At 45.7% G+C, this 14,237-nt stretch carries 13 protein-coding genes and 1 other RNA gene; 5 read left to right on the top strand and 9 right to left on the bottom strand.

Annotated elements, in window-relative coordinates:
- Positions 1–188 precede the first annotated feature (188 nt).
- The 7 genes from dtd to IGI72_RS16265 form a co-directional block, all read right to left on the bottom strand.
- A complete protein-coding gene (dtd, locus tag IGI72_RS16235; protein WP_284590702.1) occupies positions 189–635 on the bottom strand; it encodes a D-aminoacyl-tRNA deacylase in 447 nt (148 codons plus the stop codon).
- 6 nt (positions 636–641) lie between these two features.
- Entirely contained in the window at positions 642–2,852 is a 2,211-nt protein-coding gene (locus tag IGI72_RS16240) for a RelA/SpoT family protein (protein ID WP_005227770.1), read from the bottom strand.
- A 187-nt stretch (positions 2,853–3,039) separates the two neighbouring features.
- A complete protein-coding gene (locus IGI72_RS16245) occupies positions 3,040–3,705 on the bottom strand; it encodes a hypothetical protein (RefSeq protein WP_005227769.1) in 666 nt (221 codons plus the stop codon).
- A 4-nt stretch (positions 3,706–3,709) separates the two neighbouring features.
- A complete protein-coding gene (locus IGI72_RS16250; protein WP_438754797.1) occupies positions 3,710–4,465 on the bottom strand; it encodes a 16S rRNA (uracil(1498)-N(3))-methyltransferase in 756 nt (251 codons plus the stop codon).
- Position 4,466: 1 nt separating this feature from the next.
- Positions 4,467–5,414 carry a 50S ribosomal protein L11 methyltransferase gene (gene prmA / locus IGI72_RS16255; RefSeq protein ID WP_438754799.1) on the bottom strand — a complete coding sequence of 316 codons (948 nt, stop codon included), beginning with the start codon at positions 5,412–5,414 and terminating at the stop codon, positions 4,467–4,469.
- A gap of 11 nt (positions 5,415–5,425) precedes the next feature.
- Positions 5,426–5,914 carry a DUF3013 family protein gene (locus IGI72_RS16260; RefSeq protein WP_005227763.1) on the bottom strand — a complete coding sequence of 163 codons (489 nt, stop codon included), beginning with the start codon at positions 5,912–5,914 and terminating at the stop codon, positions 5,426–5,428.
- Positions 5,915–5,930: 16 nt separating this feature from the next.
- On the bottom strand, positions 5,931–6,551 hold the full coding sequence (locus IGI72_RS16265; protein WP_010749036.1) for a DNA-3-methyladenine glycosylase: 621 nt from the start codon (positions 6,549–6,551) through the stop codon (positions 5,931–5,933).
- Positions 6,552–6,767: 216 nt separating this feature from the next.
- Here IGI72_RS16265 and IGI72_RS16270 point away from each other — a divergent pair, with 216 nt between their 5' ends.
- From IGI72_RS16270 to IGI72_RS16285, 4 genes are all read left to right on the top strand, one after another.
- Entirely contained in the window at positions 6,768–8,045 is a 1,278-nt protein-coding gene (locus IGI72_RS16270) for a replication-associated recombination protein A (RefSeq protein WP_015510472.1), read from the top strand.
- Between the two features lie 85 nt (positions 8,046–8,130).
- Positions 8,131–8,325: non-coding RNA, 6S RNA (gene ssrS, locus IGI72_RS16275), on the top strand.
- Between the two features lie 167 nt (positions 8,326–8,492).
- Entirely contained in the window at positions 8,493–8,783 is a 291-nt protein-coding gene (locus IGI72_RS16280; RefSeq protein ID WP_010749034.1) for a hypothetical protein, read from the top strand.
- Between the two features lie 64 nt (positions 8,784–8,847).
- Positions 8,848–9,327, top strand: a complete 480-nt coding sequence (locus IGI72_RS16285) for a universal stress protein (RefSeq protein ID WP_010749033.1) — start codon at positions 8,848–8,850, stop codon at positions 9,325–9,327.
- Between the two features lie 285 nt (positions 9,328–9,612).
- Here the strand turns inward: IGI72_RS16285 and IGI72_RS16290 are convergent, their stop codons facing one another.
- Together IGI72_RS16290 and IGI72_RS16295 are read right to left on the bottom strand one after the other, a co-directional pair.
- Positions 9,613–11,193, bottom strand: coding sequence for an ABC transporter (locus IGI72_RS16290; protein ID WP_438754801.1), 1,581 nt, complete (start codon positions 11,191–11,193; stop codon positions 9,613–9,615).
- Positions 11,194–11,949 (bottom strand): ABC transporter ATP-binding protein, encoded by a 756-nt coding sequence (locus IGI72_RS16295; RefSeq protein WP_005227750.1) that lies wholly within the window; start codon positions 11,947–11,949, stop codon positions 11,194–11,196.
- Between the two features lie 270 nt (positions 11,950–12,219).
- Here IGI72_RS16295 and IGI72_RS16300 point away from each other — a divergent pair, with 270 nt between their 5' ends.
- Entirely contained in the window at positions 12,220–14,220 is a 2,001-nt protein-coding gene (locus IGI72_RS16300) for a KUP/HAK/KT family potassium transporter (protein WP_005227748.1), read from the top strand.
- Positions 14,221–14,237: the final 17 nt, after the last annotated feature.

Genomic DNA, 14,237 nt, shown 5'->3' on the forward strand with positions numbered 1-14,237 from the left:
AACAAGAAAAAGATGTTAAATAACAAATAAAAGAATGGGATTTTTGCTAACAGTTTTGTAAGATTTCCCGATTTCAACTTAAATTTTACTTGGATTCCATCAAAAATGCTTGGCGCTTTCGAGAGTATAAAAAAACGAAGGAATTCTCTCACTCTTTCCCAGCGAGAAAATCCTTCGTTTTGTATCACTTATTTTTCTTTCGTATCGATCACAATCGTCACCGGGCCATCATTGACCAAGGCGACTTGCATATCTGCACCAAATTTTCCAGTAGCAACAGTGATCCCTTCTGCTTTTAAGCCTTCATTAAAAGCTTCGTAAAGCGGGATCGCAATACTTGGCGGTGCCGCTTGAATGAAGCTGGGACGATTGCCTTTCTTGGTCTCCCCATAGAGGGTGAACTGTGAAATACTCAAGACGGCGCCATTTATACTTTCCAGTGACCGATTCATTTTACCTTCTTCGTCTTCAAAAACCCGCAGATTTTTGATTTTTCTTATGAGATAAGCCACATCTTCGCCTGTATCCTCATGGGTGATCCCCAATAAAACCATAAACCCTTGTTGGATCGCACCGACGATATTCTCCTCAATCGACACACTTGCTTGACTGACTCGCTGGATCACTGCCCGCATTCTTTCTCATCCCTTCGTACGTCTGACGCTGTAAACATCTGGAATCTGTTTGATCTTATCAACGATCGATTTCAAATGAGTCAAATTCTGAATCGCCACCGTGATGCGGATCGTTGCCATTTTGTCTTTGTTGGTTTTGGCTTCGACACTCACTAAGCGCTTCGTGACAGTGTTGACTGTCTGTAAGACATCATTGAGCAACCCAGAACGATCATAGCCGTAGATCTCAAGATCGGCATCGTATTCTTTGTTAATGTCGGTGGCATCTTCCCACTCAACATCGATCAAACGGTTCGCGGCGTCTTTGTTTTGAACATTGGGACAATCGCTGCGGTGGATCGAGATTCCTCGGCCTTTGGTAATGTAGCCGACGATCGAATCTCCAGGGACCGGATTGCAGCAGCGGGAGATACGGATCAACAAGTTATCGACCCCTTCAATGACAATGCCGCCTTCGTGACGAACCTTCATTTTTTCTGGTTCTTTTTTCGTCGGTTGATTGATCATCTCTTGGACTTGCTGCTTTTGCTTCTCGATTTGTTTCTCGCGCCGTTCTTCTTCGGTCAAACGGTTGGCTAAAGTCGTGGGACTAACTTCCCCATAGCCGACAGAGGCAAATAGATCATCTTCTGTTTGGTAGTTGAACCGTTCGCAAGCTTCCGCCATTTTGCTTTTCGTCAAAAATTCTTTCGGCACAAAGCCCATATCTTGTAAGGTACGAACCACTGCCTCATGCCCTTTGATGATGTTTTCATCACGATCTTGGGCTTTAAAAAATCGTTTGATTTTGTTCTTCGCTTTGCTGGTAGCCACTAGTTTGACCCAGTCGCGGCTTGGACCAAAGGAATTTGGTGAGGTCAAGATCTCGATAATGTCCCCATTTTTTAGCTTGTAGTCCAATTGGACCATCTTGCCGTTGACCTTGGCGCCGGTGGTTTTGTTACCGATGTCGGTATGGATGCTATAGGCAAAATCCAGGGGACTGGAGCCTTGAGGCAACTCCGTCACATCACCTTTTGGCGTAAATACATAGACTTTGTCGCTGAAAATATCGCCTTTGACACCTTCCATAAATTCAGAAGCATCATAGCTTTCATCTTGTAGTTCCAAGATTTCTCGGAACCAGCCAACTTGTTGGGTCATCTTGTCGGCTCTGACTTTTTCGGTCTTGCCTTCTTTATAGGCCCAGTGCGCAGCAACCCCAAATTCAGCAATCTCATGCATTTCATGGGTCCGAATTTGGATCTCGACAGGATTGCCTTTGGGACCAATGACCGTCGTATGCAGCGATTGGTACATGTTGGCTTTTGGCATCGCGATATAATCCTTGAACCGCCCAGGCATTGGTTTCCATTTTGTATGGATCGTTCCCAAAACCGCATAACAATCTTTGATGGAGTCAACGATCACTCGGATCGCCAACAAATCATAGATTTCATTGAACTGTTTCTTTTGGTCTTTCATCTTGCGATAGATTGAGTAAATATGCTTTGGTCGGCCATAGATCTCAGCATAGATATCTAGTTCCTCGGTGGCGATTCGAATCTCTTCTACGGTTTCAGAAACGTAGGATTCCCGTTCTTCTCGCTTTGTCTGCATCAAATGCACGATTCGGTAATATTGCTGTGGATTCAAATAACGCAAAGAAATATCTTCTAATTCCCATTTGATGCGGCTGATCCCTAAACGATGAGCCAATGGGGCATAGATTTCCATCGTTTCTTGGGCGATGCGGCGTTGTTTGTCTTCCCGCAGATGTTTCAACGTACGCATATTATGTAAACGGTCAGCCAGTTTGACCATGATGACCCGTAAATCTTGCGCCATGGCGATCAACATTTTTCGATGATTTTCTGCTAATTGTTCTTCATGAGATTTGTACTTGATCTTACCCAGCTTGGTCACGCCATCCACTAGCATCGCTACATCGGCACCGAATTCTTCTTTCAGATCGGCTAACGTCACATCGGTATCTTCGACGACATCATGCAAAAAACCAGTTGCAACGGTATGAGGGTCCATCTGCAATTCTGCCAAGATCCCCGCAACTTGGATTGGATGAATAATGTAAGGCTCGCCGGATTTACGGAATTGTTCTTTATGGGCTTCTGTCGCGTAATCTAATGCTTTTTGGACAAAGGCAACATGCTCTTCACTCATATAATGAGCGACCAATTTGATGACATTGGGCCCGGTCAATATAACTTCTTTTGCCATTCATTCCGCCTCCTGCTTTTCTTTTTTGTGCTATCAAAAAGGCAGACAGAAGTCGCTGTTAACGTTTCGTCACGCACCCAAAGCCTTGCGGACAAACGTTCTAAGCATGGGACTCCTGTCTAACCTGCAGTTCTTATTTAGTAGTATTATTATACAAATTTTTCAGCTATTTTTCAATCGCTGTTGTTCAAAGCACATCGGGCGACGGCTGGTCCTTAAGCAATTCTTCAAAAACATGATACGAGAGCCCGATTTTCTCAGCGCCAGCAGCCTGTAGTGATTGCAGCGCTTGTTCATCTACTGTGTCAGGATTGATCTGGATCGACAGTTGACTGCCGCCATCTAAGGAAAACAAGCTCACGTCATGCAATGCTTCTGCTAGTGGTTGTTTTTGCCCTAACACAATCTTTGGCCAAGCTTCTTCTTTCAAGCGTTGTGCTACTTGGATCTTCGTCAATTCATTCATGATCTCGGTTTGCACAGCTAAGCGGATCTCTCCTCCTGTCAAGGTCAAGGAGCGGATCGTTTCAGTCAGCTCCGCAAAGCCACGATCATTTTCCATGAAGGAAGAAGCTGGCAGCCAGACTTCCAAAAAATCGGCGCCTTCCATAAACGCCCGACCAATTTCAAACGCCACCTTTGCCAGTGTTCCTTGGGCAAGGGGGTAATCGATCACTGCGCCGATTTGTAGGGAAGAGCCTTGTGCCAAGATTTTCGCTCGCCGAATGGCACTAGGCAAAACGACGACTTCCTTTAAGGTCGTCTTATATTGATTGATAAAATCCTTCAAGACCCAGTCGGTCAGATCGGCCGTCAACAAACGGACACTGATTGCTTCTTGGTTCTTATTCATCAACTCACATCCTCTTTAATTCCGTTAGCACACTGACAGCACTTAAAAAATAAAACGGTGCTGTTTCTGTTCGTAAAATTCGAGGGCCTAACCCGCATAATTTGGCGTTGTTTTGCTGGGCTTCTTCGATTTCGGAGGGGGTCAGACCGCCTTCTGGACCAAAGATCGCTAAAACTTTGCTGCCAACAGGCAATGCGGTGATCACTTGCAGCAGCATCGCTGCTTCTCCTTGTTTGGCTGATTCTTCATAAGCCACTAGGACCGCATCATACTGACTGAGGCTTTGCCAAAATGCTTTGGCGTTATCCAGCAGCGTGATGGCTGGTGCGATCTTCCGTTGGGATTGCTCCGCCGCTTCTTGGGCGATTTTTTGCAGCCGTTGCTGCTTTTTCTGTAATTTCTTTTGATCCCATTTCACGACCGAAGTTTGTGCAGGAAAACCGATAAAGGCTGCCGCCCCCAGCTCCGTTCCTTTTTGAACGATCAATTCCAGCTTGTCGCCTTTCGGGTAGCCGCTAGCGATCGTGACCTGCAGCGGCAATTCCTTGTCCTGCTGTTCTTTTTCGACTTCCTCTAAGTACACCGTTTCTTCATCGGCTTCTTTGATCTTGGCAATGATCGCCAAATGATCCTCAAAGACTAAACCGACTTTTGCCCCGGGAGTCATGCGCATCACTCGGATCATATGGTGGAAGGGTTCTCCCGAAACGGCAAACACCGCTTTTGCTTCATAAGGCTCCTGTAAAAAATATCGCTGCATCTTACTCTACCTCTGGTTTTTTAAAGGCGATCGCATACCAGTCTTTTTGATTGAACAATTGATCGATCTCAAAGCCTTGTGCGATCATGGCATCGATCACTAATTGTTTTTTCGTCTCAATGATCCCAGAAACGATCAAGGTCCCTTCTTGCTTCAATAGACGCCACGCATCAGGGATCATCAATAAAATGATGTCCGCTAAAATATTAGCAACGATAAGATCAGCAGGGACCGTCACTTTTTGCAAGAGATCATTGGCCTGCACGGTCACATCGTGAGCAATAGGGTTCATCGCCATATTTTCTTGGGCGGACCTCACAGCGACTTCATCTAGATCATAAGCGAACACGTCTTTGGCACCTAAATATTTACTGGCGATACTCAACACGCCTGAGCCCGTCCCGACGTCTAAGACGGTTTCACCGCCTCGCAAGTAGACTTCTAGGGCTTGTAATGTCAAGCGTGTCGTAGGATGCGTGCCGGTTCCAAAAGCCATCCCCGGATCAAGGGTGATGATCTTTTCCTCTTCTTGCAGCGGTTGATAGTTTTCCCAGCTCGGCACGATCGTCAGATAGCGGGAGATACGGACTGGATGGTAATATTTTTTCCAGGCCGTCGCCCATGCTTCTTCCACGACCTCGCTCGTTGTGATGGTGTTTTTGCCGATCGCCAAACCATATTCTGGCAGACGGTCGATGGCTGCTTTGATCGTCGGCAGCACTTCTGGTAAAAAGATCGTCTCTGGGAAATAGGCACTGACTTGGGCGCCTTCTTCTAAGGTCGTATAGGTTTCTTTATCCAAAATTTCGCCATACGCATCGCTTTTAAAATTTTCGATATCTAAAACGTCCTCGATCGCTACCCCACTTGCTCCGTGTTCCATTAAAATATTGGCGACTGCTTCCACTGCTTCGCTAGCTGTCGCTACGGTTACTTCATTCCATTTCATGTTCGTTCTCCTTAGTAACTAGGGTACGGGATCATGGTTTCCCCAGCTCCCGCTTGATAGTTCGTCATTTTCTCCACAAATTCTTCTTCGTTGAATCGCAATTCAAAGATCGCTTCTTCACTGTCATCGTTCAAGAAATCAAGCAGATCGCTTTGGCCTTCTTCTAAAATTTCTTGAATGTAATCAACCAATCCGTCTAACAAGGCTTTTTGGATCCCTTTTTTCCCTGCATAAGGGATCGTCGCTAAATAATCTTCTTCATCAAACGTTGATTTTTGTGGATCATACAGCAAAATCCCATCTTCAAATTCAATGATCGCTTCTTCTGATGCCACACCTTGTGCATCGTCGATCTGCACGTGGTGAGGATTTTCAGCAAACAAGCGCAGCACCAATTCGATCGTATGATTTTTGGCATCCCAATCGATCGCCACATCATAGTCGGTGATTTTTTTCGTTAATCGCTGATCTAAGTAAGTCAATATCGTTTCTTTCGCCATCACTATTCCTTCTTTCTTAACACCATCCATGGTCTTGCTGAACAGCGGTTTTTCGTATATTTGTCAAATACGGATTGCCAGCCACCGCAAAACGAAGCGGCATCTGGGTCCATTCCCCTTTATTTGGGATACCGATCCGAGGCAATGCCAAAATTTCTTTTGGGGTACGTCGGCGCTCAGGAACCAAATGCAGTGGGCTTGTAAAAATCGATTCTCCATAAAGCTCAGCGGGGATCTGCAGTGCCTGTACCAGTTTCCCGGGGCCGTTGGCTACATCCGGTCCTGTTTTTTGTCGTTGTTGTTCCATCAAGGCGATCCCATCCACCGGTTCTAGCCCGCGAATCATGATTCCTTGCGGGATGCCTTTTGGCTGCGTAATAAAGTTGACGATTCGATGCGTATGCATCGTATATAAATAAATCGTACCTGGTTCCTGATACATCGCCCGAACCCTTGGTGTGTTTCGCATGCCCACACTATGAGCCGCCAGATCATCGGGACCTAGATACGCTTCACAATCCACGATATACCCACCTACTGTTCCTTCTGGGGTCTCATGTTCCAAATACATTCCTAATAAGGCACGTGCGATGGTCGTTGTCGGCTGTGTCGCAAAAAGTGCCATTAATTCATCCATTCTCATCACCCTCTTTATTCTACACAATTCTCGGCGAACTTACTATCTTTGACTACAGAGTTACGACGATCTCAACGATTTCTTTTCAACGAACCTGATTTTTGCTGACTGAGTGGAAAATAAGCGCCCTTTTGTTTCTGTAAAGACACAAATCAGCTTGTTTATGAGAATATACGTTCTTATGTTATACTTACAGGAAAAGGAGAGGATCGTTTTATGCAGCAGCCACTTGCTTATCGAATGCGACCACGGAACTTAGATGAAGTCGTCGGACAGCAGCATTTGGTTGGCCCGGGGAAAATCATTCGCCGAATGGTCGAAGCCAAAATGCTTTCTTCGATGATCCTATACGGACCGCCGGGAACCGGAAAAACCAGCATTGCCAGTGCGATCGCCGGCTCGACACGCTATGCGTTTCGCATGCTGAACGCCGCCACAGATACAAAAAAAGACCTGCAGATCGTGGCAGAGGAAGCCAAAATGAGCGGTACTGTCATTTTACTGCTTGATGAAGTCCATCGACTAGACAAGACAAAACAAGACTTTTTACTGCCCCATTTAGAAAGCGGCAAGATCATTATGATCGGTGCCACGACGGAAAATCCCTACATTACGATCAATCCAGCGATTCGCAGTCGGACACAGATTTTTGAAGTCAAACCGCTCCAAGAAGAAGACATTTTGACCGCCATTGATCAAGCCTTAGCAGATGAAACTCGCGGACTTGGATCAGAAACCATCGTATTGACCGATGATGCCCGCTTGCATCTCTCGCGAGCGACCAACGGTGATTTACGAAGTGCGCTAAACGGCTTAGAGCTCGCTGCTCGTTCCACCCCAAAAGGACCAGACGGCATTATTCATTTGACCTTAGCGATCATCGAAGAGTGCGTCCAGCGTAAAGCATTGACCCACGATAAAGATGGGGATGCGCACTATGATGTGATCTCTGCTTTTCAAAAATCGATTCGCGGCAGCGATGTGGATGGTGCGCTGCATTACTTAGGTCGTTTAGTAGAGGCAGGCGATCTGGCGATCATTTGTCGGCGCTTGATGGTCATCGGCTATGAAGACATTGGTTTAGCTAACCCAGCAGCCGCTGCTCGAACCGTCAATGCTGTGTTAGCCGCTGAACGTTTGGGCTTGCCAGAAGCTCGGATTCCGTTAGCCGATACAGTGGTCGATCTATGTCTGTCACCAAAATCCAACTCTGCCTACATGGCATTGGATGCAGCGATCGCAGATATTCGCAGCGGTAAAGCTGGCGATGTCCCGGATCATTTACGAGACAGTCATTACAAGGGTGCCCAAAGCTTGAATCGGGGTGTCGGCTATCAATACCCACATAATTTTGATGATGCCTGGGTCGATCAGCAATACTTACCTGATAAGCTGAAAAATACTCATTATTACCAACCAAAAGCCACTGGTAAATATGAGCAAGCCTTAGGTCAACGGTACCAACAATTGCAGCAGCGAAAGAAAAAAAACTAGGTACTTAAAAAAAATAGTGACTTTTTGGTATCGTTTTCAAACAACTTTATTGCACCTTCGTCATTCCTATGCTACTATAAGGGTGGGAATTCTGTGATGTACGAGTTGTCCCTTTTGTGTGTTGACCGAACATTTTTATTGATATCTTGGGATCCGTCTTGTGTCAATGCTGGTAACATGCCTTTTCCTTTGGTAGTTCGAAGCTTAGACCGTGGAACCCACCTGCTAGAATTTGCGGGATCAATACTATGGGAAAAAGAACGGCATCAACGGATATTACCCATTCTTTTTAGAATGTGCCATCTGTTTTTAACAGATGGCTTTTTTGCGTTTTCTAACCGATAGCAACAGTGAAACGTCCTTGCCTGACATCAGAGTAAGGGTGGCTTTTGCTATTCTTTCTAGGGTTCGCTATACTAAACTTATCAACTTAGGACAGGATGGCGTATGTTTATGATTCTTCTATTATTTACGATCGTGGCACTCGTGTTATTCGGCACCAGTTATTTGCTTTATGCCAAACAAGCGATTTTTTTCACTTTGATCCCTACCACCGAGGCGAATAAGGTCTTCTTAAAAACCTATAGCCTCATTCATTTCCTTTTAGGCGTGGTGGCATTGGTTGTGGGCTTTGTCGATAAGGAGCTGATTGCCTTGTTTTATTTGGCTTTATTGCTGCTCTCTTCCGCATCTTTCAGCATCTTGCTGGCACAAAAAATGAAAAAAAAGAAAGATTAGGTTTTCTTTTTCCAGAAAAAAGCATTACAATAAAAGTAGAAGATAACAGATGGGAGTGTTTCTTATGTTACAACAATATCAACGAATCATGGTAGCCGTCGATGGGTCTAGCGAGTCAGAATTAGCCTTCAAAAAAGCCGTGAACGTGGCACAGCGGAATGATTCTGAATTGGTTTTAGCACATGTGATCGACACTCGTGCCTTTCAAACCGTTTCTTCTTTTGACGGCATGCTTGCTGAACAAGCAACCGAAATGGCCAAACAAACCTTGAAAGACTATGAGGATTATGCCCGCAAGCATCAAGTAACTGCGGTCAAAACGGTGATCGAATACGGCTCGCCAAAACCGATCATTGCCAAACAATTGCCAGAAGATCACGACATCGATTTGATTATGATCGGTGCCACTGGTTTAAATGCCGTGGAACGAATCTTTATCGGTTCCGTTTCTGAGTATGTCATTCGCCATGCCGGCTGTGATGTGTTAGTTGTACGGACAGACCTAGAAAACAAAGTCCCAGCAAAAGACCACACGAAAGCTTAATAGTGAGACGACCTGCCGCTGCTTGGCAGGTTTTTTTTGTACAAAAAAAACCGTGACAAAAGCAAAAGAGGCAACGAGCGCTCAGGTCTCATTGGTCTTTTTGACTTTGGTCACAGCTCTTTGACAAGTCGGTTATCCAAACTTGTACAGCAAAAAATGAAAGCAAAGTAATAGGTACTCCTATCTAACCATGTTTCCGCTTGATTGTAAATAGTTTTTCTGAATTTTCTGAATAAATAGTTAATTTACCCATCCTTAAATAAAAAAAGCAAAGCGTCGCTTCCCTTAGGAAAAACGACACCAAAATCTATGGTGATAATGGGCTATCCAAAGGACGCTGGTCAAGAGGATCACAAAGAAAACCGGACCATTCAATAACCAAAAATCAACCGAAGTCGCAGCAAAGCCGTAAAGGATGATAACAATGATGGAAAGAAACAGCGTTGCGATCGTTCCAATGGCTAACCCAAGACTCCCCGCCCCTCTCGTAAACAATTGACTGATGTTGGTCCAATCCAAAAGCAGCAGCCGATAATCACGAGCAAAATATTTCAAGCACAAAAGAAAACTGCTCCAAAGTGCCCCGATTAGAAAAGAGACAGCCAAAATCAGCGGCATTTTGAACAGAAGGACTGCTGCCAGCACGATGACTGCCGTTAAGCTCAGCTGCAAAACGACCCCAAAGCGGAATTTTTCCCGCAAGTAGCGCTTCATCGATAGCGGCAAGGAGCGGACAAACAAGAAATTCTCCTGATCCAGTGAGATCAAATTACTGATAAAAGAAGTCGGGTTGACCATCAATGCTGCCAAGGCGATCCCCGCCACAAAAACGACACCGATAAACCGCTCATCCAATTCACTTAACTGAATCGCTCCTGTAAACACAAAGGACACTAAGAAAATAATGGGCATCAGCAACGAAGAAGAAAAGACTTGCATGATCAAATTCGGATCTCGGATCAACTGCGAATTGTAATTAAACAACAGCTGGCCCAAGCCTTGATTGGGTTTATGCTTCCGACGAACACTCCCTTGGTTGGGCGCCGCGGCTGCCACTTGCTCATAAAACTTCGGCAAGATCAATCGATAGAGGGCAAAAAGCAACACGCCTGCTGTGGCGATGATCCCTAGCAAGCTAAGCAAACCAGTCGTTTGAAACGGTGCCACCATCACATAATAAAAGGGCAATAAAAAGCTGATCGCTCCCCGATCTACCACGTCTGTCTCATAAGTATTCACCTGATTCATCATTAAGACCCCGATCACAACAACCAGCATCGTCACGCCTAGCAATAAACTAGTGACCAATTTTTTATGCTTCAAGAAAAACTTGGTGCGCGTCAGGCTGAAGACGATCAAGCTGCAAATGCTGAAGATCAAGACTAAAAACAAGCCGAACAGCAAGAACGCCCATAAGATCGTCAGCAAGAAAAAGACATTTGCCCGAATCCCTGTCAGGAGAAATAAGACCAACAGAGGGAAAATAAACGGCGCAACGGTGAGAAATACCACCACGATCTTTGCCAGAAAAATTTCACTCTGTCGAAAGGGCAGCGGCAAATATGCTGGCAGATCTTGACTCTCGAAAAAAACATTGTAAATGGACGAAATCCCTTGGGAAAAGCCTAAGATCCCGAACAAAGCGACATAAGCGGTAAAAAAGCCTGGCATCTGACTAAAATCCAATGTGATCATCGTCAACCCATAGACTAGCAGAAACACTACCCCAGAAAGCGCATATTGAAACAACAAATAACTGGTCAAGGTCGAACCAGCCTTGCCTTTTTTGCGGGCTTTGTCTGTCAATTGGGGATTGGCATACCGCAAATTAACGGAGGTCAGCGTCAGAAATTGTTGTTTTCGCATCTACGCTTCCTCCGCTTCTGCAAGAATCGCTTCTTCTTGACTTCTCCCAGTCATTTGCAGATAGATCGTTTCCAAAGAAAGCGACGGATGCTGTGCCAGCAAATCTGCCACTGAGCCATTGTACAGCAGCTCGCCTTTTTTCAAAATCGCCAATTGATCACACAACTGCTGGGCGGTGTCTAAGACGTGGGTGGAAAAAATCACGGTCTTGCCCTTGGCAGCATGCTGTTTCATCATTTCTTTTAAATCATACGCCGCTTGGGGATCTAAGCCTTGTAACGGTTCATCCAAGATCCAAATGTCAGGATCGGGGATCAATGCCCCAATCAGCAGCGTTTTTTGCCGCATTCCATGGGAAAAGCTGGCGATGGTCTCTTCTTCATGAGACAGCATATCAAACAAGCGCCCTAATTTTTGCAAACGCTCGGCCTTTTCCGCTGCTGGCACCTCATACGCGGCGGCAATCAAGTCCCAATACTCCCCTGCCGTTAGCTGTAAAAACAAATCGGGGGTGTCCGGCACATAAGCAATTTGTTTTTTTATCGCTTCGCGATGTTCCACGAGGGATTGGCCATCAAAATAGATTTCCCCACTCGTCGGTTGCAAAATACTCACTAAGCTTTTGATCGTGGTCGACTTCCCTGCTCCGTTGTGTCCCAGAAAGCCAAAGATCTCCCCTTGACGGATCGTCAGAGAAAGATCAGACAACGCTTTTTTTGGTCCATACTGTTTCGTCAGATTCTTGATCTCAATCATTTTCCTGCCTCCTTATTCCATACCTATTGTTATCTTACGCTGAAAAGCAGGAAATGAAAAATGTTTATTGCCATTTTTAACAAATCAATTGACAGGAGCTGTAAAAACAAAGATAATAAGAGCACTTTAGGGGAGTAGCACATGGATCGTTCCATGATCTTAGATCAACAGCAAGCGGGAATCCGCTGGTTTAAGATGTTTCTTGCAAGACCTAAGTGGCAAGGGGCCGCTTAGGTCTTTTTGCAGTTTAAAATGGAGGGAAAACAGTCAATGAGTTCAAGTAAAATGAAAAAAGTGACCGCCGGCGGACTTTTAGTCGCCATGGGGGTGGTCTACGGTGATATCGGTACGAGCCCGCTTTACGTAATGAAAGCCTTGGTGGAGGACAATGGCGGACTACGCACCTTAACACCCGATTTTATCTTAGGCAGCGTCTCGCTCGTCTTTTGGACGCTAACGCTGTTAACGACGATCAAGTACGTCTTGATCGCATTAAACGCGGATAATCATGGAGAAGGCGGGATTTTCTCCCTTTATACCCTAGTTCGTAAAAACAGCCGCTATTTGATTATTCCAGCAATCATCGGGGGCGCAGCCCTGCTAGCAGATGGCGTGTTGACGCCAGCCGTGACGGTGACCACTGCCATCGAAGGATTACGGGGGATTCCAGTCTTTTTTGATCGCTTCGGCAATGATCAATCGATCATCGTCGGCATCACCTTAGCAATCTTATTGGTCCTCTTTGCCCTGCAGCGCTTTGGGACTGAGTTTGTCGGCAAAGCCTTCGGACCGATCATGCTAGGCTGGTTCACCTTCTTAGGCATCGTCGGTGTGATGAACTTTGCTGGTGACCTTTCGGTGATTCGCGCCCTTGATCCCCGTTATGCAATCAATCTGCTCTTTAGTCCCGATAACAGTGCCGGTCTCTTTATTCTCGGCAATATCTTTTTGGCAACGACTGGTGCGGAAGCCCTCTACTCAGACTTAGGTCACGTGGGCAAGAAAAACATTTATGCCAGCTGGCCCTATATCAAAATCTGCTTGATGCTGAATTACTTTGGTCAAGCTGCGTGGTTGCTGCAAGTCTATCAAAACCCGACTTATCAAGAAATCGAAAACTTGAATCCATTCTTCCAAGCGTTGCCGCAAGGGTGGACAGTCTTCGGCGTCAGCTTTGCCACCCTCGCTGCCATCATTGCTTCGCAAGCCCTGCTGTCTGGCTCCTTTACCTTGGTTTCTGAAGCCATCAAGTTGAAACTATTGCCGCGGATGCAAATCATCTATCCGGGGGCTTCTATCGGGCAAATGTACATTCCTGCCTTGAACACCTTGCTGTGGATCGCCTGTTCTGGCGTGGTCTTGTTCTTCCAGACCTCTACTCGGATGGAAGCTGCTTATGGATTGGCCATTACGGTAACGATGTTGATGACCACTATTTTGCTGTATTTCTACTTGCATCAAAACAAGAAGACCCGTTTCTTGGCACCGTTCATCACGCTCTTTTTTGCAGCGATCGAGGGGATTTTCTTTATCTCCAGTGCGACCAAATTTTTCCATGGCGGTTACGTTGCCATCTTATTAGCCAGCGTGATCATCGGCGTGATGCTGATTTGGGAATGGGGCAATCGTATTCAAGAAAATGCTGCCGAAGAAGTTGCACTTTCTACCTACATCCCTCAATTGAAACAGTTGCGGGAAGATGATTCTTTGCCGTTATCTCAGACGAACGTCGTCTTCATGGTTCCTAAGCTGCAAGACGATCAGATCGGTCAGCAGTTCATCTATTCCATTTTAGACAAACGGCCAAAACGTGCCAAAGTGTATTGGTTCGTCAATGTGGAAGTCACCGATGAACCCTATACGAAAAAATATGAAGTTTCGATGGCAGATACCGATTTTATCGTTAAACTAAAGCTTTATCTCGGCTTTCGGGTGCCGCAAGAAGTCAATCTCTACATTCGTCAAATCATTCAAGAATTAATGAAAGATGGTCGCTTGCCGCTGCAGCCGCAACGCTACTCCTTAACGCCTGGACGCAATGTGGGCGATTTCCAATTCGTGATGATCGAAGAAGAGCTGTCGAATGCAACTGCATTAAGCAAATGGCAGAAGCAAGTCATGCAGACGAAGCTTTTTATCAAACGCCATACCATTTCACCTGAACGCTGGTTCGGCTTAGAATACAGCGATGTGGTTCATGAGACCGTTCCATTAGTCATCGGTCAGATGAAAGAAAGCTCTCTGACAGAATTACGCATCGAGGAACGCTAAGAAACCGCCAGTACTGG

Origin of the sequence: Enterococcus sp. DIV1059_2 (assembly GCF_051713685.1) — a bacterium.
Taxonomy (GTDB): Bacteria; Bacillota; Bacilli; order Lactobacillales; family Enterococcaceae; genus Enterococcus_D; species Enterococcus_D casseliflavus.